Annotated in this window: 22 protein-coding genes, 1 tRNA gene and 1 pseudogene; 16 read left to right on the top strand and 8 right to left on the bottom strand. The window is 65.6% G+C overall.

The features are described 5' to 3' along the window. Positions 1–3 precede the first annotated feature (3 nt). From BGP17_RS10745 to BGP17_RS10670, 16 genes and pseudogenes are all read left to right on the top strand, one after another. Complete coding sequence (locus tag BGP17_RS10745; protein ID WP_286711909.1) at positions 4–1500, top strand: hypothetical protein; 1497 nt, start codon at positions 4–6, stop codon at positions 1498–1500. A gap of 37 nt (positions 1501–1537) precedes the next feature. Beyond that, the gene (locus BGP17_RS10740; protein WP_286711908.1) at positions 1538–2548 is read left to right on the top strand and encodes a family 43 glycosylhydrolase; all 1011 of its coding nucleotides are present in this window, start codon (positions 1538–1540) and stop codon (positions 2546–2548) included. 181 nt (positions 2549–2729) lie between these two features. After that, positions 2730–2829: pseudogene (locus BGP17_RS10735) on the top strand (transposase); the annotation flags it as partial. 245 nt (positions 2830–3074) lie between these two features. Beyond that, the gene (locus BGP17_RS10730; protein ID WP_286711907.1) at positions 3075–5099 is read left to right on the top strand and encodes a conjugal transfer protein TraG; all 2025 of its coding nucleotides are present in this window, start codon (positions 3075–3077) and stop codon (positions 5097–5099) included. 1 nt (position 5100) lies between these two features. After that, positions 5101–5502 carry a CopG family transcriptional regulator gene (locus BGP17_RS10725; protein ID WP_286711906.1) on the top strand — a complete coding sequence of 134 codons (402 nt, stop codon included), beginning with the start codon at positions 5101–5103 and terminating at the stop codon, positions 5500–5502. Positions 5503–5534: 32 nt separating this feature from the next. Beyond that, positions 5535–6485: a P-type conjugative transfer ATPase TrbB gene (gene trbB / locus BGP17_RS10720; RefSeq protein WP_455431371.1), complete on the top strand. Its 951-nt coding sequence runs from the start codon at positions 5535–5537 to the stop codon at positions 6483–6485. Between the two features lie 2 nt (positions 6486–6487). Next, positions 6488–6814, top strand: a complete 327-nt coding sequence (locus BGP17_RS10715) for a TrbC/VirB2 family type IV secretion system protein (RefSeq protein WP_286711904.1) — start codon at positions 6488–6490, stop codon at positions 6812–6814. Further along, positions 6811–7083, top strand: a complete 273-nt coding sequence (locus BGP17_RS10710) for a VirB3 family type IV secretion system protein (RefSeq protein ID WP_272623623.1) — start codon at positions 6811–6813, stop codon at positions 7081–7083. The genes BGP17_RS10715 and BGP17_RS10710 overlap by 4 nt, the downstream gene beginning before the upstream one ends. Next, positions 7077–9515 (top strand): conjugal transfer protein TrbE, encoded by a 2439-nt coding sequence (gene trbE, locus BGP17_RS10705; protein ID WP_286711903.1) that lies wholly within the window; start codon positions 7077–7079, stop codon positions 9513–9515. The genes BGP17_RS10710 and trbE overlap by 7 nt, the downstream gene beginning before the upstream one ends. Before the next feature lie 5 nt (positions 9516–9520). Beyond that, positions 9521–10261 (top strand): P-type conjugative transfer protein TrbJ, encoded by a 741-nt coding sequence (gene trbJ / locus BGP17_RS10700; protein ID WP_286711902.1) that lies wholly within the window; start codon positions 9521–9523, stop codon positions 10259–10261. A gap of 113 nt (positions 10262–10374) precedes the next feature. Next, positions 10375–11679 carry a P-type conjugative transfer protein TrbL gene (gene trbL / locus BGP17_RS10695; protein ID WP_286711901.1) on the top strand — a complete coding sequence of 435 codons (1305 nt, stop codon included), beginning with the start codon at positions 10375–10377 and terminating at the stop codon, positions 11677–11679. Then, entirely contained in the window at positions 11679–12485 is an 807-nt protein-coding gene (gene trbF, locus BGP17_RS10690; protein ID WP_286711900.1) for a conjugal transfer protein TrbF, read from the top strand. Before trbL ends, trbF begins: the two co-directional genes overlap by 1 nt. After that, positions 12482–13426, top strand: a complete 945-nt coding sequence (trbG, locus tag BGP17_RS10685) for a P-type conjugative transfer protein TrbG (RefSeq protein WP_286711899.1) — start codon at positions 12482–12484, stop codon at positions 13424–13426. The genes trbF and trbG overlap by 4 nt, the downstream gene beginning before the upstream one ends. Further along, entirely contained in the window at positions 13423–14646 is a 1224-nt protein-coding gene (locus BGP17_RS10680; RefSeq protein WP_286711898.1) for a TraB/TrbI/VirB10 family type IV secretion system protein, read from the top strand. Before trbG ends, BGP17_RS10680 begins: the two co-directional genes overlap by 4 nt. Position 14647: 1 nt before the next feature. Continuing rightward, positions 14648–14860: a DUF2274 domain-containing protein gene (locus BGP17_RS10675; RefSeq protein WP_286711897.1), complete on the top strand. Its 213-nt coding sequence runs from the start codon at positions 14648–14650 to the stop codon at positions 14858–14860. Continuing rightward, on the top strand, positions 14857–15057 hold the full coding sequence (locus BGP17_RS10670) for a helix-turn-helix domain-containing protein (RefSeq protein ID WP_286711896.1): 201 nt from the start codon (positions 14857–14859) through the stop codon (positions 15055–15057). The genes BGP17_RS10675 and BGP17_RS10670 overlap by 4 nt, the downstream gene beginning before the upstream one ends. Before the next feature lie 38 nt (positions 15058–15095). On the opposite strand, the gene BGP17_RS10665 is transcribed toward BGP17_RS10670, so the two are convergent. From BGP17_RS10665 to BGP17_RS10630, 8 genes are all read right to left on the bottom strand, one after another. Next, positions 15096–15689 carry a tyrosine phosphatase family protein gene (locus BGP17_RS10665; RefSeq protein WP_286711895.1) on the bottom strand — a complete coding sequence of 198 codons (594 nt, stop codon included), beginning with the start codon at positions 15687–15689 and terminating at the stop codon, positions 15096–15098. 41 nt (positions 15690–15730) lie between these two features. Further along, positions 15731–16993 carry a tyrosine-type recombinase/integrase gene (locus BGP17_RS10660; protein WP_286711894.1) on the bottom strand — a complete coding sequence of 421 codons (1263 nt, stop codon included), beginning with the start codon at positions 16991–16993 and terminating at the stop codon, positions 15731–15733. Positions 16994–17158: 165 nt separating this feature from the next. After that, positions 17159–17245: transfer RNA gene (locus BGP17_RS10655), tRNA-Leu, on the bottom strand. Positions 17246–17404: 159 nt separating this feature from the next. Beyond that, positions 17405–17872 carry a hypothetical protein gene (locus BGP17_RS10650; RefSeq protein ID WP_286711893.1) on the bottom strand — a complete coding sequence of 156 codons (468 nt, stop codon included), beginning with the start codon at positions 17870–17872 and terminating at the stop codon, positions 17405–17407. A 207-nt stretch (positions 17873–18079) separates the two neighbouring features. Then, positions 18080–18478: a hypothetical protein gene (locus BGP17_RS10645; protein ID WP_286711892.1), complete on the bottom strand. Its 399-nt coding sequence runs from the start codon at positions 18476–18478 to the stop codon at positions 18080–18082. 1 nt (position 18479) lies between these two features. After that, complete coding sequence (locus BGP17_RS10640) at positions 18480–20126, bottom strand: hypothetical protein (RefSeq protein WP_286711891.1); 1647 nt, start codon at positions 20124–20126, stop codon at positions 18480–18482. Positions 20127–20415: 289 nt separating this feature from the next. Further along, entirely contained in the window at positions 20416–21063 is a 648-nt protein-coding gene (locus BGP17_RS10635; RefSeq protein WP_286711890.1) for a hypothetical protein, read from the bottom strand. Between the two features lie 53 nt (positions 21064–21116). After that, positions 21117–22505, bottom strand: a 1389-nt coding sequence (locus BGP17_RS10630) for an AHH domain-containing protein (protein ID WP_286711889.1), incomplete at its 5' end; no start/stop codon positions are given.

Genomic DNA, 22505 nt, shown 5'->3' with positions numbered 1-22505 from the left:
CGGATGTTTCACTCGATTGGGCTCGTGCTGGCGGGGGTTCTAAGCCTTCTGGGATCGGCCGTCGCTTCGGCACAGGTCCCGACGCCGAATGTGCTTCGCACCTACCAGGTGCCACGCGAGCTGCTCTATTCCGCGCATAACGACGATTATACGGTGCGCGTCCGCTCGCCCGGTGGCGCGTGGCAGAGCCTCTATGAATACAGGATCCGGGTCGATACCGACACGCTGCAGAACGCGTCGCTCGTCTATTTCGACTTTGCCGGCAAGGTCGAGATCGAGGTCGAGAAGAACAATGGCCGCTTCTCGACCGCGGAGGTCCTGCCAGCGCGGCGCGGCATTGGACTAACGCGTAGCGGCTCGGTGCTCCGCTTCACCCTGGATCGGCCCGAACGCTTTTCGATCCAGTTCGACGATGACCGACTGCACAATCTCCACATTCTGGCCGGCCCGATCCCGGCCGGGCGTCCCGCGGGCGAGAATATCGTCTATTTCGGACCGGGCCTGCATGTGCCGCCCGCGGGAAGCGATCGCTTCCCGGTCAAGTCGGGAGATCGCATCTATCTCGACGGCGGTGCAGTGCTGCGCGGCAGCTTCGCGCTCGACCATGTGCGGGACGTGAAGATCGGCGGCCGCGGCCTCCTCTACAATCCTGGAAGCGCCATCGACCTCAACGGCGCCAGCGACGTCGATATCCGCGACCTGATCGTCGTCAACGATGAGCACAGTGATGCAGCACGCATCCTCAACATCCGCAATTCCCAGAACGTAACCGTCGGCGAGATCAGCGGATTCACGGCCGGCAAATGGTCGGACGGCATCAATATCTCGACATCCCGCCACGTCCAGGTGGATGGCGGCTATCTGCGGGTCTCGGACGATGGCGTCGTCGTCTACGCAGTCACGGACTGCCCGATCTGCCGAGAGAATCCCATTCCGGCCAACGGACCGCCCGGGGCAGAGATGCCGGCCGACACATTCGACATCAAGGTCCGCAACCTCACCATCTGGAACGATGTGGCCCATGCGCTCTTCATATCGCACTTCGGCGATCCCGATGCGCCGCGGACCATCAGCGATATCGCGTTCGAGAAGATCGAGGTCGTCAATTTCGACGAGGACGACCCCCTATGGGACGGCGTCCTCGCGATCTATTCGGGGAACGCGACTCTCATCAGGAACGTGACCTTCTCGGACATCGACGTGCACCGGATCGAGGAAGGACGGCTCATCAATATCGTGGCGGGCCAGTCGAAACAGACGATCGTCAGCGCGCAGGCCAACAAGGCGCCGGGCCGCGGCATCGAAGGCGTCACACTGCGCAACATCAGCTTTGCCGGCCATGGGATGCCGAGCCGATCGATCATCAGCGGCATGGCAGCGGGCACCGAGATCAAGGGCATCCGGATCGAGAATCTGCGGATCGGCGGTCGCCGCGTGCGATCGCCCGAGGCCGCCGGGATCGATGTCGGCCCATGGGTGTCGGATTTCTCGATCCGCTGATCGGCGAACCAGGACAATGGGGAACAGGATGAGATCGATGAAAGGCCCATTCCGCTTCGCTTCGCTCCTCGTCGCCACGAGCATCGGCGACGCGACGGCGCAGACCGTCGTGCGCCCCGGCGAAGTGTGGCTCGATACGGCAGGCAAGTCGGTCCAGGCGCATGGCGGCGGCATCATTCGCCATGCCGGTCGCTACTATTGGTTCGGCGAGGACCGGACCCCGGGGAACGATCCCGACAAGCGCTATGTCGGCTGCTACTGGTCGACCGATCTGACGCGCTGGACCTCGTGCGGCCCCTCCTTCATCATGCCTACACCGCAAGGCTTTACGGCGAAGTGGGTGCTCGAGCGCCCCAAGGTCTTCTACAACAGGGCGACCCGGACCTTCGTGCTCTATGCGCATATCGACGACGTCGGAGCGGACGGAAAGGGCTACCAGCTCGCGCAAGTCGCGGTCGCGACGTCCAAGCGGATCGAAGGACCGTACCGTTTCGTGCGGCGCTTTCGTCCCTTGGGCAAGGAGAGCCGCGATATCGGTCAGTTCATAGACGATGACGGCAAGGCATATCTGATCTTTGAATCGCGGCCGAGCCAGGGCTTCTACATCGCTAGTCTCTCGCGCGATTATCTCGACGTCGAGCGCGAAATCGCCTTTGTAAAGGCGCCGATCGAGGGCGGCGCCATCGTCCATTATGGCGGGCTCTATTATGTGCTGGGATCGCAGCTCACAGGCTGGCGGCCCAACCCCAACTGGTACGCGACTGCGAAACGGCTTGCCGGGCCATGGAGCGCATTCACGGACGTCGCTCCGCCCGAGACCAACACCTACCGCTCGCAATCGAGCAACCTCATCAAGGTTACCGGCACGCGCGGAACCACGGTCATCTATGTCGGTGACCGCTGGGAGCCCAAGCAGCTGTGGGATTCGCGCTACATCTGGATGCCCCTGGATATCGGGAAGGGAACGATGCGCCTGCCTGAACCCGAACCCTGGTCGATCGATCTTCAGACGGGCCTGGCCACCACCGTAGCGCCGATACCGGAATAGCCGGCGCCGCCCGGCATAACGGCCTCTGATATCTGGAGCTTCGCCTCGATCCCCGAAATCCTCATCGAACTTGTCGACACCGGACGGACCAGTTTGACCCGAATCACAGCAGCTTTGCTAGGGTCAGGACCCATTGATGTGAGCGTCGCGATCTGATTCAGGCTCCCTGAGGGGGCTGGACTTGAGCGACCTGTACTGGCTTGACGGACGAGCAGATGGCGCGGCTCGAGCCGTATTTCCCGAAGAGCCACGGCAGGCCGCGGGTGGATGATCGGCGGATGACGACAGTTCCACGTTGAGTGAATGGACCTGTGCTCTTGGCACCGCAAACTCCCTAACCGAATGTCCGCTTCGCCTTCAGCGCTCGCGAAATCTGCCCGTCTGCTCGCGGCCCAATTGAAGACAGGGGTCGGAATGGCACCAGCGAGGCACCTTGAGTCACCAGCGAGGACCTGATGCCGGTTTGAAAATCGAGCGAATCTTGAGGCCGAGCCCCGGACATTGAGTCGCGCGGGCAGAGGCCCGCATGACACCGACAAAGCTCCTCCTTGGCCAGATGCTGGTTGTCGCCGCGATCGTCGTGGCGGGCATCTGGTTCGCGACCCAGTGGGCGGCGGCGTCGCTCGCCTACCAGCCCGAGCTCGGGGCACCATGGTTCCGGCTCGGCGCAACGCCCGTCTACGCGCCTTGGGCGATCTTCCCCTGGTGGTTCCATTTCGACGCCTATGCGCCGGTCGTGTTCGACGAGGCCGGCGCGTTCGCTGCTGCTGGGGGCTTGTTGGGTTGCGCGGCTGCGGTGGCCGGCTCGGTCTGGCGCGCACGGCAGCAGCGCAATGTCACGACCTACGGATCTGCGCGCTGGGCGGGTCCTCGCGATATTCGGGCCGCTGGCCTAAAGGCGGAGGCCGGCGTGTTCCTCGGCCGCGCCGCCGCGCACTATCTCCGGCATGACGGGCCCGAGCATGTCATGGCCTTCGCGCCGACTCGCTCGGGCAAGGGCGTGGGACTCGTCGTGCCGACCTTGCTCGGATGGACGGGCTCGACGGTCGTTCACGATATCAAGGGCGAGAACTGGCAGCTGACCGCGGGCTGGCGCGCACGCTTTTCGCATTGCCTGCTCTTCAATCCGACCGACGCGCGCTCGGCGCGGTACAACCCGCTGCTCGAGGTACGCCGCGGCGCGGACGAGGTCCGCGACGTCCAGAACATCGCGGACATCCTGGTCGATCCCGAGGGCGCGCTGGAGCGCCGAAGCCATTGGGAGAAGACCAGCCATTCGCTGCTGGTCGGCGCGATTCTCCACATCCTCTACGCCGAGGAGGAGAAGACGCTCGCCCGCGTCGCGACCTTCCTGTCCGACCCGCAGCGCCCGTTCGTCGCCACCCTGCGCGCGATGATGACGACCAATCACCTCGGCACCGATGAGATGCCGCTGGTGCACCCGGTCGTCGCCTCGGCGGCGCGCGAGGTGCTCAACAAGTCCGACAACGAGCGCTCGGGCGTGCTGTCGACCGCGATGTCGTTCCTGGGCCTCTACCGCGATCCCACCGTAGCGGCAGTCACGGCCGCATCCGATTGGCGGGTCGAGGACCTCGTCGCCGCCCCGCACCCGGTATCGCTGTACCTGGTCGTACCGCCCTCGGACATCAGCCGCACCAAGCCGCTGATCCGGCTCGTGCTCAACCAGATCGGCCGGCGCCTGACCGAGCAACTTCATGCCGCAGGCGCGCCCGGGCGCCACAGGCTATTGATGATGCTCGACGAGTTCCCGGCACTCGGCCGCCTCGACTTCTTCGAGACCAGCCTCGCCTTCCTCGCCGGCTATGGCGTCCGCGCCTTCCTGATCGCGCAGAGCCTCAACCAGATCGAGAAGGCGTATGGCGAGCACAACGCCATCCTTGACAACTGCCATGTCCGCGTCGCCTTCGCGACGAACGACGAACGCACCGCCAAGCGGATCTCGGACGCGCTCGGCACAGCTACCGAGCAGCGTGCGATGCGCAACTATGCCGGCCATCGCCTCGCGCCCTGGCTGGCGCACGTCATGGTCAGCCGCCAGGAAACCGCCCGCGCCCTGCTGACTCCCGGCGAGGTGATGCAGCTGCCGCCGACCGACGAGGTCGTGCTGGTCGCAGGCCATCCGCCGGTCCGCGCGCGCAAGCTGCGCTACTTCGAGGATGCCCGGTTCAAGGCACGCGTCTTGCCGCCGCCCGCCCACGGCCCCACCGGGTCGACGGATCTCCCCGCCGCGCGTGTACATGACTGGCACGACCGCGTCCGTCTGATCGATATGCGGCTCGCAGCGATCGCCGACGACCAGGACGAGGAAGAGGCTGGCGGTCTCGAGCAGGCGCGCCATCCCGCGCAGGAGGTCGTAACCGCTGCCCCCATCGGCCTCGCGCCGACCGACCCGCTCGGGCTGGGCGAAGACGACGGCGACCCCGCCGCCGACAAGCGCGCGATGGACCAGGCTGCCACCGGCACTGCCCCGCGCGCCTATGCCCTCGACATGGCCGACAGGCGGCCCGGCAATCTCGAGCTGGACTTCTGAGATGGCCGAGCGCGTCCGCCACCAGCTGTTCCTGCCGAAGCCGGTCAGCGAGCGCCTCGAGGCGCTTGCTGCCGCACCGGGCGCGACCAAGTCGGCCATCCTCGCCGACGCGGTGACCGCCTGGCTCAACCGCCGCGGCGCATCCGAGCTCGAGGATCGCTTCGCGCTCCGCCTCGACCGGATGTCGAACGCCCTTGGCCGTATCGAGCGTGACGGCCATGTCGCGCTCGAGACGCTCGCATTGTTCATCCGGTTCGAGCTCGCGATCCAAACGCCGCTGGCGGAGAACGACGTGGCGGGCCGCGCGCTTGCGCGTGAGCGCTTCGAGGCGTTCGTGACGCAGGTCGGCCGCGCCGTGGCGACCGGCAGGCGCACGCTCCTCCCTGCGGAGGACGAGCGGTGAGCGATATCCTCTCCGCCGACCGCCGACGCGCGATGCTGCGCACGGCAATGGGGCCCGACATCGCGGCGGCGCTCGCCGACAGCCAAGTGATCGAGGTCATGGTCAATCCCGACGGGTCGCTGCGCCTCGACCGGCTCGGCGAAGGCCGGATCGACACGGGCGTCGTAATGGAGCCGCAGCAAGTCGAACGGATCGTCCGGCTGGTCGCGAGCCACGCCCGCGCGGAGGTCCATGCCGGCCAGCCGATCATCTCCGCCGAGCTGCCGGCGCACCGCGAGGGCCGGGCCGGCGAGCGGTTCGAGGGCGTCCTGCCGCCCGTGTCGACGGGCCCCTGCTTCTCGATCCGCAAGCCCGCGCAGCGCCTCTACACGCTCGACGACTACGTCGCCGACGGGATCATGTCGGCGACGATGGCGGACACGCTCCGGGCAGCGGTCACCCAGCGATTCAACATCCTCATCGCCGGCGGCACGAGTTCGGGCAAGACGACGCTCGCCAACGCACTCCTCGCCGAGATGCGGTGGGTCGATGCGCGGGTCATCCTGATCGAGGACACGCGCGAGCTGCAGAGCCCGGCACCGGACACGGTCGCGCTGCGCACGCGGCCGGGCGTGGTCTCGATGACCGACCTGGTGCGCTCGACGCTGCGCCTCCGCCCCGACCGCATCATCGTCGGCGAGGTACGCGGCCCCGAGGCGCTCGACATGCTCAAGGCCTGGAACACCGGGCACCCCGGCGGGATCGCGACCGTCCACGCCAATTCGGCCGAGGCCGCGCTCTACCGCGTCGAGCAGCTCGTCCAGGAAGCGGTGGTCACCGTGCCCCGCCGCTTAGTCGCCGAGGCGATTGACCTCGTCGTCTTCATCGCCGGACGCGGCGCCCAACGATCGGTCGATGCGATCGCGCGGGTCGCCGGCGTCGATCCCGACACGGGCGCCTACGCGATCGCCCCCTTCCACCTTCCCACCGGCCAAGGAGCCTGACCATGAAGACCATAGACCTGCCCACCAAGCCGCGCCTGCTGGCCGGCGCCGCAATCGCCGTCCTCGCCGCCGGCCAGGCCTGGGCCTCCGGAACCGGCATGCCGTGGGAGGAGCCGCTCCAGCAGGTGCTGGAGTCGGTCCAGGGCCCGGTTGCCAAGATCGTCGCGGTGATCATCATCATCGTGACCGGCCTGACGCTGGCGTTCGGCGAGACGGCCGGCGGTTTCCGCCGGCTCATCCAGATCGTCTTCGGCCTGTCGATCGCGTTCGCGGCCTCGAGTTTCTTCCTGTCCTTCTTCTCGTTCGGCGGCGGGGCGCTGCTGGCATGATCGGTGATGGCCAGCATCTCGACGGGTTCGAGGCGCCGCTGCACCGGTCGCTCGCCGAGCCGATCCTGCTCGGCGGCGCGCCGCGCGCCATCGCGATCGTCAACGGCACCGTCGCCGCCGCGCTGGGGCTGGGCCTCCAGCAATGGATCGCGGGCGTGCTGGTCTGGGCGGTCGGGCACACCATCGCGGTGTTCGCCGCGAAGCGCGACCCGGACTTCGCGGCGGTGCTGGCGCGCCACCTGCGGCAGCGGGGGTATCTCGCATGCTGAACCTGCGCGAATATCGCAGCCGCGCCGACCGGCTGGCCGATCATCTGCCCTGGGCGGCGATGGTGGCGCCCGGGGTGGTGCTCAACAAGGACGGCAGCTTCCAGCGCACGCTGCGCTTCCGCGGCCCCGACCTCGAATCGGCGACCGAGGCCGAGCTGGTCTCCGCCTGCGCGCGCGCCAACAATGTGCTCAAGCGCTTCGGATCGGGCTGGGCGCTGCACATCGAGGCCGAGCGCCGCGAGGCGCCGGGCTATCCGGCAAGCGGCTTCCCGGACGCGGCATCTTGGCTCGTCGACGAGGAGCGCCGCGCATCGTTCGAGGCGGCGGGCGCCCATTTCGAGAGCCGCTACCATCTCACCTTGACCTTCCTGCCGCCACCCGACCAGGCCGACAGCGCCGGCCGCGCGCTGGTCGAGCGGGCCGATGCGGCGCAGGGCCGCGACTGGCGCCAGGCGCTGGCCGGGTTCGTCGCGGAGACCGATCGCGCGCTCGACCTGTTCTCGGGCTTCATGCCGGAGATCGCCGCGCTCGACGACGCGGAGACCCTCACATTCCTCCACGGCACCATCTCGACGCGTCGCCACGGCGTGGGCGTCCCCGAAACGCCGATGTATCTCGACGGGCTGCTCGCCGACACGCCGCTGACGGGCGGGCTCGAGCCGATGCTCGGGAACCAGCACCTACGCACGCTGACGTTGCTCGGCTTTCCCGGCCTCAGCCGGCCCGGGATTCTCGATGCGCTCAACCACCAGGACTTCGGCTATCGCTGGGTCACCCGGTTCATCGCGCTCGACAAGACCGATGCGACCAGGGCGCTGACCAAGCTGCGCCGCCAATGGTTCAACAAGCGCAAGTCGGTCACCGCGATGCTGCGCGAGGTGATCTACAACCAGCCGGTCCAGTTGCTCGACAGCGACGCCGACAACAAGACCGCCGATGCCGATCTCGCGCTCCAGGCGTTGGGCGGCGACCATGTCGCCTTCGGCTACCTCACCACGACGATCACCGTCGCCGACGAGGATCGCGCCCGTGTCGAGGACAAGGTCCGCGCGGTCGAGCGGATCGTCAACGGGCTCGGCTTCACCTGCATCCGCGAGGGGCTGAACGCGGTCGAGGCCTGGCTCTCGAGCCTGCCCGGGCAGGTCTATGCCCATGTCCGGCAGCCGCTCGTCCATACGCTCAACCTCGCGCACCTGATGCCGCTGTCGAGCGTATGGGCCGGGCCCGCACGCAACCGACACCTAGACGGCCCGCCGCTTCTCCACGCCGAGACCAGCGGTTCGACGCCGTTCCGGTTGTCGACCCATGTCGGCGATGTCGGGCACATGATGATCGTCGGGCCGACCGGTGCCGGCAAGTCGGTCCTGCTCGCACTGATCGCGCTCCAGTTCCGCCGCTATCCTGCGAGCCAGCTCTACCTCTTCGACATGGGCCGCTCGGCGCGCGCGGCCACACTCGCGATGGGCGGCGCGCATCACGGCCTCGGGCTCGGCGGCGACGCCGGCGATACGATCGCGTTCCAGCCACTCGCCGGGATCGCCGACGCCGGCGAGCGTGCCTGGGCGGCAGAATGGATCGCCGCGCTGCTCGCACACGAGAAGGTCGTGGTCACGCCGGAGGTGAAGGAAGCCGTCTGGTCGGCGCTGACCAGCCTGGCGAGCGCGCCGATCGAGGAGCGGACGCTCACTGGCCTCTCGCTGCTGCTCCAGTCGATGGCGCTCCGCTCGGCGCTCGCGCCCTATACGCTCGAAGGCGCGTTCGGCCGGCTGCTCGACGCGGCCGAGGACGATCTGCGCATGGCGGACGTCCAGTGCTTCGAGACCGAGGCACTCATGGGCGCCGGCAGCGTGGTCGCGCCCGTCCTGACCTATCTCTTCCACCGGCTCGAGGCGCGGTTCACCGGACGCCCGACATTGCTGATCCTCGACGAGGCCTGGAAGTTCCTCGACCACCCGCTGTTCGCCGCGCGCATCCGCGAGTGGCTGAAGACGCTGCGCAAGAAGAATGTCGCGGTGATCTTCGCGAGCCAGAGCCTCGCCGACATTGCCGACAGCGGCATCGCACCCGCCATCATCGAGAGCTGCCCCCAGCGCATCCTGCTTCCCAATGCCGCGGCGATCGAGCCGCAGGGGCGTGCGGCCTATCAGCGGTTTGGGCTTAACGACCGCCAGATCGAGCTCGTCAGCCGCGCGACGCCCAAGCGGCATTATTATCTCCAGTCCGCCGCCGGCAACCGCCTCTTCGAGCTGGGCCTCGGGCCCGTCGCGCTCGCGCTGTGCGGCGCCTCCGATCCCGCCATCCAGGCGCGCATCGACGCGCTGCTCGCGGAGCACGGCCCGGTCGGATTTGCCGCGCGGTTCCTCGATGAGGCCGGCCTCGACTGGGCCGCGGCGCTGCTCGCCCAATTCCCCGATCCCCAAGCGAAGGAGTAGAAGTGATGCGTATCCTCACCCGCAAGAACCTGATCACGACGGCGCTGGGCCTCGGCGCCCTCGGCTCGCTGACGATGGGCTTCGCCACCTCGGCGCACGCGCAGATCACGGTGTTCGACCCGACCAACTACAGCCAGACCGTCCTGACCGCGGCGCGCACGCTCCAGCAGGTCAACAACCAGATCCAGTCGCTCCAGAACGAGGCGCAGATGCTGCTCCGGCTGGACAGGAACCTGAAGGGTATCGCCTTTCCGCAGCTCCAGGCGCTGCTCGACAAGCTCGACGGCATCGACCGGCTGATGAAGCACGCCCAGAGCGTCGACTTCGAGGTGGACCAGCTCGAGGCCAGGCTGAAGTCGCTCTATCCGCGCAGCTTCGATCCCGCCTCGACGCGCGACCAGCGGCTGCAGGCGGCCCGGGAGCGCTACGACGCAAGCACCGATGCCCTGCGCCGGACGATGACCGTCCAGAGCGGGATCGTGCAGCAGGCGCGCGAGGATGCGGAGGCGCTGGCCGAGATCGCGGCACGCAGCCAAGGCGCGGAAGGCGCGCTCGCCATCGGCCAGGCCACCAACCAGCTGCTCGCGCTCACTGCCAAGCAGGGCATGGCGCTCCAGCAGATGATGGCCGCGCAGTTCCGGGCCGACGCGCTCGAGAAGCAGCGCCAGCTGACCGAGTCCGAGGCGTCGCGCGCCGCGACGCGCAGGTTCCTCGGAAGCGGCACTGCCTACACGCCCCAGCGATAGCGAGACCGGCCGCGGCGGAACGAGCCCCCTGCCGCCGCGGTCGCAGCCCGCGGGGCCCGGCCACCCGCTCCCCCTGGCCGGGCCCCGCGGCACCCAGATCCAAGGAAGAACCCGTGAACGACCTCAACGTGATCGACCGGTTCATGGCCGACTTCATCCGCTACATAGATAGCGGGTTCGGCCTGCTCGGGCCCGATGTCGGCTTCCTGACATCCGTGCTGATCGGCATCGATATCACCGTCGCTGGCCTGTTCTGGGCGATGGGTGGCGAGGACGACATGATCGGCCGCTTCCTCAAGAAGATCCTCTACATCGGCGTGTTCGCGCTGATCCTCAATCGCTTCTCCACGCTCGCCGACATCATCTTCCGCTCCTTCGCGCAGGCAGGGCTGACCGCCGGCGGGGGCACGCTCTCGGCCGACGACCTGCTCCGCCCGGGCCGTCTCGCGGGCACCGGATTCCAGGCCGCCTGGCCATTGCTCGACCAGGCCAGCGACCTGCTCGGCTTCACGACCTTCTTCGAGAACTTCATGACGATCATGGTGCTCCTGATCGCCTGGGTGATCGTGATCGTCGCTTTCTTCATCCTCGCGGTGCAGATGTTCGTCTGCATCCTCGAGTTCAAGCTGACGACGCTCGCGGGGTTCATCCTCGTGCCGTTCGCGCTGTGGAACCGCACCAGCTTCCTGGCCGAGCGCGTGCTGGGCAACGTCATCTCGTCGGGCATCAAGGTGATGGTGCTCGCCGTCATCGTCGGCATCGGCTCTGGCTTCTTCACCGAGTTCGCCTCGGCGCTCCAGGGCAAGGAGCCCGATATCGGCCAAGCGATGAGCCTGGTGCTCGCCAGTCTCGCATTGTTCGGCCTCGGCATCTTCGGCCCGGGCATCGCCTCTGGGCTCGTCTCCGGCGCGCCGCAGCTCGGCGCCGGCTCCGCGGTTGCGACCACCGCGCTCGCGGCCGGCGGTTTCGCGGTGGCCGGCGGTGCGGGTGTGGCTGCGGCGAAGGGCCTGGCCGGTGCCGGGCTCGGCGCGATCCGTGCCGGCACCTCGATGGGGTCCGCCGCATCGACCGCATACAAGCTCGGCCAGGAAACCTCTGGATCGAAATCGGTTGCGACCGGCATGGGAGGCATCGCGACCGCCGCCCGCGGCGCGCTCGCGCAGCGCATGGGCAGTGGGCTCGCTCTCCGTGCGGCTGCAGCCGATGGCCAGCGCGCCGCCTGGAATGCCGGCACGACGGGCGCGCGGCCCAACCCCGGGGGAGCGCCGGCTCCTGCGTCTAACGCCATGCCGGGTTGGGCGCGCGACCTCCAGAACACGCAATCCCGCCGTCACCATCGCCAAGCGGCGATCCACGCCCTTCAGGGCGCGGATCGTGGGGGCGGCGGCGCGACCCCCGACATCAAGGAGAAGGACTGATGCGCTTCAAACGTGCCGTCCAGCGCTACGGGCGCACGGACGAACCCGAGACACCGTACCGCCGCGCGGGCCAGCTCTGGGACGAGCGGATCGGCTCTGCCCGGGCCCAGGCGAGCAACTGGCGGCTGATGGCGTTCGGCGGGCTGGCGCTTACCACCGGCCTGTCGGCCGCGCTGGTCTGGCAGTCGATGCAGAGCCGCGTCGTCCCCTATGTCGTTGCTGTCGACAGCCTAGGGCAGCCACAAGCCGTGTCGCCCGCGGCCAGCGAGTATCGGCCGACCGACCCCCAGCTCGCCTGGTTTCTCGCGCGGTTCATCACCGATATCCGGGGCCGGTCGCTCGACGCGGTGCTGATGCGGGAGAACTGGCTCCAGGCCTATGACTTCGCCTCGAAGCGCGGCGCCATCTTCCTCGGCGAATATGCCCGCTCGGCGAACCCGTTCGCGGATGTCGGCGACAAGACCGTCTCGGTCCAAGTGACCAGCGTGGTCCGCGCATCCGCGACGAGCTTCCAGGTGAAATGGGCCGAGCGCGCCTATGACCGCGGGAGCCTCGCGGGCACGTCGCGCTGGACCGCGATCGTCACGGTCCTGCTCAAGCCGCCGCGCGACGCTGAGACGCTGCGCAGGAACCCGCTCGGCCTTTATGTCGATGCGATCGACTGGAGCCGCGAGCTCGAGACGCCTGCAGACCATGCGTCGGGCACGGCGCCGACGCCCGTGCCGTATCCCGGCGTGCCCAGCGGATCGCCACTCGATCCCCGCCTCGGCCAGCCCTCCCAAGCCCAACCGGAGAACCGCCCATGAACCGCATCCTGCTTGCGGCGAGCGCGCTCGTCGCTGTGCCCGCTTTCGCGCAAACCTCGCCGCCCCAGCCGCCCCAGGCCGCCACGGCGATTCCCAGCTCGCCGCCGGTCGCGACTACCATCGCTCCCCCGTCGGTAGTGCCTCCCGTGGTGCCCCGTCGCCACAAGCCGTCGCCGGCCGAGCTTCGGGTTCGCACGGCGAATGCGAAAGCGACCCAGGAGCCTGCGGCCCCGGCCTTCGTCAACGCCGTGCAGGTCTACCCCTATGGCGAGGGCGTCCTGTACCGACTGTTCGCCGCGCCCGAGCGGGTCAGCGACATCGCCCTGCAGCCCGGAGAAGCGATCGTCTCGGTGGCGGCGGGCGACACGGCGCGCTGGACCGTCGGCGACACGACCAGCGGTTCCGGCGAGAGCAGACGCGTCCATATCCTCGTGAAGCCGTTCGCCGCCGGGCTCTCGACCAACCTCGTCATCACGACCGATCGGCGCGCCTATCACCTGCAGCTCGACAGCACGCCGGCCACCGCCATGGCCGCCTTGTCCTGGACCTATCCCCAGGACGAGATGATCGCGATCCGCCGCCAGCAGGCGTCGGCGGAAGCGGCGCGGCCGGTCGCGGCGGGCCTCGCCGTCGAGCAGCTGAACTTCGCCTATGCGGTGACCGGCGACAGGCCTGCCTGGCGGCCGCTGCGCGCATTCGACGACGGGCGGCAGACGTTCGTCGAATTCCCGGCGAGCGTTAGCGTCGGCGAGGCGCCGCCGCTGTTTGTCATCGGCGACAGGGGCGATGCGCAGCTCGTCAACTACCGGATGACCGGCCGCTTCTATGTGGTCGACCGGCTGTTCGATACCGCCGAGCTTCGGCTGGGCACGAAGAAACAGGCCGTGGTCCGTATCGTCCGGGTCGGCGCCGATAGCAGCCGGCGGCGGAGGACGTCATGAACGAGACCGTCCCCGCTGCGGCGGCCTCGCCCAAGCTCGATCCCGAGACCCTCGTGCTGCGCGGTCGGCCGAGCCGAATCATCCGCTTCCGACGCGGCGCGATCATCGCGATCGCGGCGCTCGGGTCGACCGCGATCGTCGGGGTCACCTGGGTCGCGCTCAAGCCCGCGACCTTCCGGATCGTCGCCAGTGCCGAGGACCAGAAGGACATCGCCAACCACGCGCCGGACGACGCACTGGCCGGCGCGCCGAAAAGCTATGGCGACGTGCCGAGGCTCGGGCCGCCGCTCCCCGGCGACCTCGGGCGCCCGATCCTGCGCCGGCAGGAGGCGCTTGGCGGATTGCCGGCCGCAGGCTCCACGGACCAGGCCGCGCAGGCCGCCGAAGCCGAGAGACAGCGGCTTCTCGCCGAGCGCAAGGCGGCCCGCGAATCAGGAATCATGATGCAGCTCGGCGCCACCGAGCATGCGGCGAATGCGGCTGCGCCTGCCGCTGCGCCGGCCATCGTTCCGGCACGGGAGGCGCCATCGGCGACGATCGCAGCCGATCCGGCGCGGGATCCAGGCAACCAGCAGCGCAAGGCCGACTTCCTCGCCGGCAAGGACGAGACCGGCGATATCAACCCGCACGCGCTGGTGGCGCCCGTATCGCCCTACACGCTTAGCGCCGGCAGCATCATCGCCGCCAGCCTGATCACCGGGCTCAATTCTGACCTGCCCGGGCTCGTCACCGCCCAGGTGACCGAGAATGCCTATGACAGCGCCACCGGCCATATCCTGCTGGTTCCGCAGGGCGCCCGGCTGATCGGCAGCTACGACAGCGTCGTGGCCTATGGGCAAAGCCGGGCTCTGGTCGTCTGGCAGCGGATCGTCCTGCCGAACGGCAACTCGATCCGGATCGACAATGTGCCCGCGACCGACATGGCCGGCTATGCCGGCCTTGCGGACAAGGTCGATGCCCACACCTGGCAGCTGCTCAAGGGCGTGGCGCTGTCGACGCTGCTCGGCGTCGGCACCGAGCTGGGCTTGGGCGACAGCGAAAGCGATCTCGTCCGCGCGATCCGCGAATCCGCACAACAGGGCACGTCGCGCGCCGGCGACCAGATCGTCACCAAGAACCTCAACGTCCAGCCGACCATCAAGGTGCGGCCCGGCTGGCCACTCCGCGTCGTGGTGCACAAGGACATCGTCCTCGCGCCATGGCCCGGCCAGGAGCAATAAGATGCCCGACCTCAAGCTCGCGCAACTTCCCGACCGCACGCCGGTCAAGCTCGGCATCTCGGTGATGCCGGACCTGCACCAGGCGCTCAACGACTACGCCGCGCTTTATGCCCAGGCCTATGGCCGGGAGGAACCGGTCGCGGATCTCATCCCGGCGATGCTCACGGCCTTCCTCGAGAGCGATCGTGCCTTCAGCAAGGGGAGGTCGAAATGAGCCGGCGTGCCCTGGAGCCCGATGAGGCGACGCTCGAGCCGATCAGCGTGCGGATTTCCACCGCCGTCAGGATCACCGGCATCTGTCGCTCCACGATCTACGAGCTCATCGGCGACGGGACGATAGAGACCGTGAAGATCGGGCGATCGACCTTCATCCTCTATCCCAGCCTGAAGCGGCTGTTCGAGCGGAGTTGAAGATGGGCCGGGCACCCGCTCCAGCGTGGTGCCCGGCGCTATTGATCGCTATCGACCGGCGGAACATGCGCATACAGATGCGCGGCCCGCCGCACGAAGGCGGCACGATCGCGGCGAGCCTGTAGAACCCTCGGGGTTCGCTTCTGCCAGTCGGCCACGGCCGACACGAGTGCGCCGTTTCTGCCCAGGATCCCGTCCGCCAGCTTCACGACTACCAGATTCGGCGTAGCTTCCGGGCGGATCTCGAGCAGGTCGGCGAGCGCCTTTTCCTCACTACCGGCCCCGAGACGCGAAGCCATGATCGCGAGCGCGATCCCGGCAGACCTCCCGACGCCGTGATAGCAATGAACCAGCAGCGAGCCTGCTTGGTGCGCCTGCGCGAAGGCGAGCGCGTCGATGACTTGCTCCCGTGTCGCAACTCGAATTCCGAGGCTGTCGTCATCGACATCCTCGAATTGCAGCACCAGGTGCGCTGGCATCGGCTGCGCCGAAAAGCGCAGCCGATCCGGCAGTCGGCACCCCGGGTCCTCAAGGGTGATGACGGCGTCGTAGCGGCGCTTGTGCTTCCTGGCCTGAGCGAGGCTCGAGACCGCGAGGCTCCCTTGCTCGGGCGCCTTTATTGGCGTGGACATGCTTGCTCCATAATCCAGTGCTGTAGTGGCCTTCGCATCGATTATCGCGATCGCGCACCGCGCCGGGCGAAGTCGACAGTCACCACCTTGCTGTCTCCGGTCGGCTTGGCGCCATCGTCGCCCAGGCGAAGCTGGTCGAGATAGTCTGACCAATGCTGCATCATGCGCACGCGCTCCTCCCAATACTGGCCGCGCGCATAGGCGCGTCGCACGCCGTTATTCTCCATGTGGGCGAGCTGCCGTTCGATCGCGTCGGGGTTCCATAGTCCCATTTCGTTGAGCAGCGTCGCTGCCATCGCGCGGAAGCCATGCGCCGTCATCTCGCTGCCACTATAGCCCATCCGCCGTAGCGCGAAGGTAACGGTGTTCTCCGACATGGGGCGCTTCCAGGTATGGGAGGCCGGGAAGACATAGGGGCTGTGGCCGGTCAGCGGTCGTATCTCGTCGAGCAGGTCGAGCACCTGCCGCGACAACGGCACCTGATGCGGCCAGCGCATCTTCATCTTCTCGGCCGGGATCGACCAAACCGCGCGCTCCAGGTCGAACTCGCTCCACTCGGCGCGGCGCAACTCCCCAGGGCGCACGAACACGTGCGGCGTCATCCGCAGCGCGAGCTTGGTGATCGCGTATCCGGGGCAATCGTCGATGTCGCGAAGGAGCTTGCCCACTTCCTTCGGCCGCGTGATCGCGGCGAAGTGCTTGGTCTTGGGGACGATGATCGCGCCGCGCAGATCGCGGGCGACGTCGACCTTCGCTCGCCCCGTGGCGATGCCGTATCGGAAGACACGGCTGATCACGCTGCGCATCCGCCGCGCGCTCTCGTAGCGGCCGGTCGCCTCGATCTTGCGCAACACGGCCAGCACTTCCTGAACCTCGATCTCATGGAGCGGGAGATGGCCGAGGAACGGATAGACCTTTTCCAGCAGCCAGCGGACCTTGCTGAGCGTCACTTCCGCCCGCTCTTCGCGGGTGATCTTGACGAACCATTCCTCGGCGACACCCTTGAAGGTGATGTTCTCGTCGATCTGAGCGCGGAGCTTCCGGCGCTGCTTCTCGACCATGGGATCGACGCCGTCGGCCACCATCTTCCGCGCGGAATCGCGCTTGTCGCGTGCCTCGGCGAGACTGACTTCCGGCCAGACGCCGAGGGCGAGTGCCCGCTGCTTGCCAAGGAATCGGTAGCTCAGGCGCCAGTATTTGGCGCCATTCGGCATCACTAGGAGGTAGAGGGATCGCCCGTCGCCGAGCTTGTAGGCCTTCGCCCGGGGCTGGGCGTTCCTGATTGCGAGTGCGGTAAGAGCCATGTTGGTATCTCCGTCCGAAAACGGGTGAATCCAGGGCCGAAATAGACCAACAAAAGTGTTGGTATGTCGGCGGACCCGCCCAAATCTCGTCGGAAAGATATTTGGAAAAAGGCTTTTAACCCAGCCACTTACGCGACGCTGATGGACGTCAATGGACCGGGAAAATGGTGCCCAGAAGAGGACTCGAACCTCCACGCCCTTGCGAGCGCCAGCACCTGAAGCTGGTGCGTCTACCAATTCCGCCATCTGGGCACGGGGTAGGCGAGCGCCTCTACGGGTGTGCCTTTGGGCTGTCAACCGCGCCTGGAGCAAATTTCGCGCATCTCGCCATTTTTCCGATCGGGCCCTGCGTAGCTTTCAAGCTCCGGCATGTGAGAAACCCCGATACCCCTGACATATAGCCCGCAAATCTTACGCCTCCTTGGCGTTGCCCACTCCGCGCGGCCGCCCGTCCTGCACGCTCGCCGACTGGAAGCTGCCGCTCGGGCCATTGGTGTACCAGGTGTTCTGCGCCGCGCTCCCCGCCACCGCATAGGATACCTGCGCCTGCACCGCCCCGTCGAACCACGCATAGCCGATCGTCGTCGTCGCGCCCGGAGAAGCCTGATAGCTATAGCCGTTGACGTAGCGATGGCCGGTGCTCACCGACGACGTCAGCGCCCCCAGCGCATAGCCGCTGCCGGCATCGTCCGAATAATAGTTGGTGGTGTTGGTGGTGACCAGGTCGTTGCCCTGCTTCTGATAGACATTGTCCTGCCACACCCGCCCCTTGGCATCCCAGACCTGGCTATGGTCGTAGAGGACCGCCCCGCCCTCCACCGTGTCGGTCTGGCCGGTCAGCCGCCCCAGCAGGTCGTAGAGATAGGCACCCCCGCCCATCTCCCGGTCGATCGCGCCCGTCCCGACCAGCGACCCGCCGCGTCTCCAGTGAACGGCTCGATCGCGCGTTTGCCATTTGCCGGACGAAGATAAATCTCACTTTGGATCGAAGCACCGGGGGAATTGAGTCTCCAATTCTGGGCGAGCAAGCACTTCGCGTCCTGAGCCCGTTTGTCCGCACGCCGGTGAGCGCTTCACTCTCCGCGGCTACAAATTTCTAACTTTTGCACCCCAATCCCATTCATTATAGGTATAAATGAAACCAGAATAATCATTATTTTCGGAATTTTCGTTAATCACCACCGCCCCATTCAACCTTATCCCAGAAAAACCTTCGAGGTCGTTCGGCTCGGGGAAAATACATTGCAGATGGTATTTATAGCGACCGGCAATCGCCGTATCCGCTACCAACACGCGGGCTTCACCATCCAGGGTTTCAAATCCATTCTGCTCTGAAGAGAAAATTTCACATTCTGTTGCATTACCGTCGAGAACAACCTTCAATCTCAGCCTGATATTTCTCCGTACCTGCCGGCTTATTCTTTCGATGATTGGTCGAAGAAAACCAGATCCGATGACTTCACCGATGTCCTTTGCTGTCGCCATCTTAATTTCTCACTCTCGGCCGAATGTCCGTAATAGGAATGTTCCCGAAATACTCACGATAATATCCCCCAACGGGGGGCTTCGTTGCATTTAACGTGATGTCATAGCCGCTTACAACTTGCCTCAGGCCATGCTGATTCGCCAACGCGGTCATATCGACAATGCCTGCATCCAGCCGGCGTGATCCTGGGTAAGCGAACAGGCGAGGCGCTCCGTCGCTGCCCATAATCAATGGAGATGTCGCATCACCACGATGCATCCAGATGAAGCTAGGCACTCGCTCACCTCCGCCGATTGCAGCGGGTTGCAGTTCAACCGCATACCCACTCCCGGTACGGGCTAATCGGGCATCCGCCAACGAGAGATAGCGATTGAAGAGTGCCTCAGATTGTGCCCAATCTCCGCCAGAGTTTCGTAGCGCGCGCTGACCCAACGCGGCGGCGGTATCGTTGATCGCGCCAAGATCCGAACTCCAAGCGACATGCCTCGCGGATGCCCCCTCTGCGACCCCAGCGCCCCCACGCACGCCCATTCCCCTAGCGCCGACCAGAGAAACCACGGTAGCGGCGATGATCTCTCGCTTCTCCGCATTGCTGGAAACATGGTTGGGATCGAGCAGGAACGGATGCCGTGCATTGTTCGCAGCGCGGGCCTGTGCCGAGAACATGTCGTCATTGTCCGGATATAGCGACCCGAGGGTCTCGCTCACGATCGCTGTGGCCGCATGGCTCCCATTGCCTATGGCGTCCCTGAACATCTGCCCGGTGTTGCCACCGGAAGATACGATACTCTTCAGGGTGCTGGCAGTGAGGCCCTGAACATAATGCCCCACACTTCCGACCACGTTACTCCCATATCCCAAGGCACCGCGTGGAGCGCTGCTGATGCTCGTTCCAGGCGGCCGCGCGGGCGGGCTTTGATAGCCGTCGAAGCGTCTGACCTGATCGCGCAGGCTGAGGGTGGAGGTAATCCGCTGCTGTTGAAGCAAATCGGCAAAGCGGTTTCCGACGGGGCCGTAGGCAATGTCGCGCCAGGATTCCCGTTGGCCGGTGACGACGATCGAAGCCTCGTCGGAGAGGCCAAGCATTTGACGAGCAGCCTCGACAATCAAGCGAAAGAGGTCCCCTCCCCCCAGGTCGGATGCCCCCTCCGTCGCAGTCGAGGCTCGTATTCCCGACAGGGATTCATGCCTTTCGGTATTCCGTGCCGCAACCTTGCCGGCGACCGCATCCCCAATGGTCTGCCCGATGATATCGGGCAGTGCGGCGAGGATATTGTCGCCGAAGCTGGTGCCGTCGAGCAAGCTGCGCGCCGCGGCATTGGCGAGGCCGCCGGCGGTGTTGCTCAGCAGCCTGCCTTCAAAGCCGCCCAGCCCGATCGCCCCGGAGACGCCCATTCCCAGCCCCGCCGCAGCCACCCCGGCAAAGTCGAACTTCGATTGCAGCCCGGTTGCCACCCCGATGCCCTGGCCGATCGCGCTGCCCAGCGCACCGCGCACGGCGTCGCCCAGGAAGGGGCTGCCGGCAACCTCGCCGAAGCTGCCCGCCAGCCCCGCCGCCACGCCTGCGCTGATCCCCGCCAGCGCTACCCCCTTCCAGCTGAACTTGCCCTGGATCCCCGCCGCAACCCCGAACGCCTGGCTCGCCACGCTCCCCGCCACCCCGCCGCCACGCCGCCCGCGCCGTGATCAGCACCACCCGGTCATCGTGCCATAGCGATACCAGAAGCCCGTCGACCGCTGCCCGTCCACCGTCGAGACCCTACCATTGCCGCCGAGCAGGGACTGGTCTCCGTTGACGCGTCCATGTGCGCGAGAAAGCGCAACCGGATGGTTGAACAATACCGGGGCTTACCGGATCAAAGAGTGACAGGCACATGCCCGCCGGTGCAGCACGACATCGTATCGAGATGAACGCCGATCAACTCAGGGAGTAAGCTCAGTGTATCTCGGCGACGATTCTCGTCCGCTCGATATTATTAATGCTATCCCACTCGCCCTCTTCCTCAATACCTCGAAGCGTACGGAACCTCATTGGGTGACCGATATCGCTGTGTTCCGGATCGAAGAACCGGACTCCGGTGCACCCCGCACGTAAAACGTGAACAGCCAGATTATCCGTACAATATTCGCGACCAAGATGACCCTGGATATGAAATATTTGATGCTTGACCTCCGCATACGAACTTATCAATGGCTCGCGCCCGAAGAGTTCACCGAACTCGTGAAACTGCGGATCCATCGCCGCTAACACACGAGGGTCAATCTCAGAATAACCAGAGGATATACCCTCAGTTACGGGAACGCTCATCACCATGTAGTTTTGCGACCTAGGCACCGGTGCAGACAAAGTTGAGTCTACTGGAAAATACTCCACTTCTGCTCCGACACCTTCAAGAGCACCTCGCATCTTTTCCGAAATAAGCGTGAAAGAATTCCACATGAAGCAATCAATCGCAAAATATTTCAAAGTAAGGGCAAGCCGAGGGATTGGGAATGGCGTATCACGTTTACGACCCGGGCTCATTCCAGCTGAGAAAACCTCTTCGTCATTGACGAACTTACAGTTCGCAACGAGTTCTTTCAACTCTACGTCATAGGGAAGCCAGGGAACAAATTTCCATATTCTGTTCATTGACATCAATTCACCCTCGGGTTCCACTGGCCGGTTAGTATCCCAACCCGCTGCCGTGCAGAAATAAGTTCCATCACACCTCTCGCTTGGTACGCGTTCAACCGGCCGCCTGCCGAGGCGATATACGTTTGGATTTCTACACCTACAGCAAGGTTATATCGTGGATGAGACCCGTTATGGATTGGCAGAGTCAGCGCGGTAGAGGCTTGGGCAGCCGCATCTGCGGGCAGTGCGATGAGATTGCTTGGACCATCTTGGTTCCACCCTTGCTGACGTGCTAAGCGTGCAATGCCGGGGTTGGCACCCCATATTTCGGCAGGGATCAAATGATGAGCCTGCCATTTCCCGGAAAGAAGATTAGCTGCAATCGCGGCCCTCGCCGCCCTACTCGATGTTTGCAGTGCTGGCTCCACCCCCTGCGGCCTAGCCCGGCTGATCGAGCCAGTCGCCGCTCCGACGGCGGCATACCAGAGAAGCTGCTGATTATACGAAGAACCACTCAATGCGTTAATGAAAATGCTAGGATCAATCATTGTGACCCGCATTAGCGCTTGGGATGCGTTATCGAGAGTCGGACCGGAAAACCCGATCTGGTCCGACATCGCAGGCAGACGATATTGACCCCATACGTATGCACTTGCAGATAGAACATCTGACGCACTATCTGAGCTTAACCCGAACCTACTAATGACATTATCTATCTGGTATTTTTCAGAATAAGACCTGGCTATTTCTAATATCGCACTGGCAGTATATATTCCATTTCCGATCTTCAATCTTCCACCGGTTAATCGATCAACCGTGATAGATTTTGCCCCAGCCACCTGTGCAATTTGATTATAACTGGCCGGCATATATGCCGCATCGGAGAGTTTTTTTCCCGTAACGACGATCTCCGTGTCATTGTCACTACCCTTATCTGTGGCATTTGGCGAAGCACCGTTCGCGACTGCACCGGCGACGGCCCGCACCACATAGCCGCGGTTAGCCTCGGCCGCCGTCACCGCATTGGCGCTATTCTCGGCCTCGGCCACCAGCGCTCTTTCACCCGGTGACATCTTGCCGCTACCGGCAACTTGATCAGCCACCATCCCCCCAATGGTCTGCCCGATGATATCGGGCAGTGCGGCGAGGATGTTGTCGCCGAAGCTGGTGCCGTCGAGCAGGCTGCGGGCCGCGGCGTTGGCGAGGCCGCCGGCGGTGTTGCTCAGCAGCCTGCCTTCAAACCCGCCCAGCCCGATCGCGCCCGACGCGCCCATTCCCAGCCCCGCCGCCGCAACGCCGGCAAAGTCGAACTTCGATTGCAGCCCGGTCGCCACCCCGATGCCCTGGCCGATCGCGCTGCCCAGCGCACCGCGCACGGCGTCGCCCAGGAAGGGGCTGCCGGCAACCTC

It is taken from the genome of Sphingomonas sp. 67-41 (assembly GCF_001899725.1).
GTDB classification, from domain to species: domain Bacteria; phylum Pseudomonadota; class Alphaproteobacteria; order Sphingomonadales; family Sphingomonadaceae; genus Sphingomonas; species Sphingomonas leidyi.
Note: the sequence above shows the minus strand (reverse complement) of the source record. Positions and strands in the feature narration are given on the sequence as shown.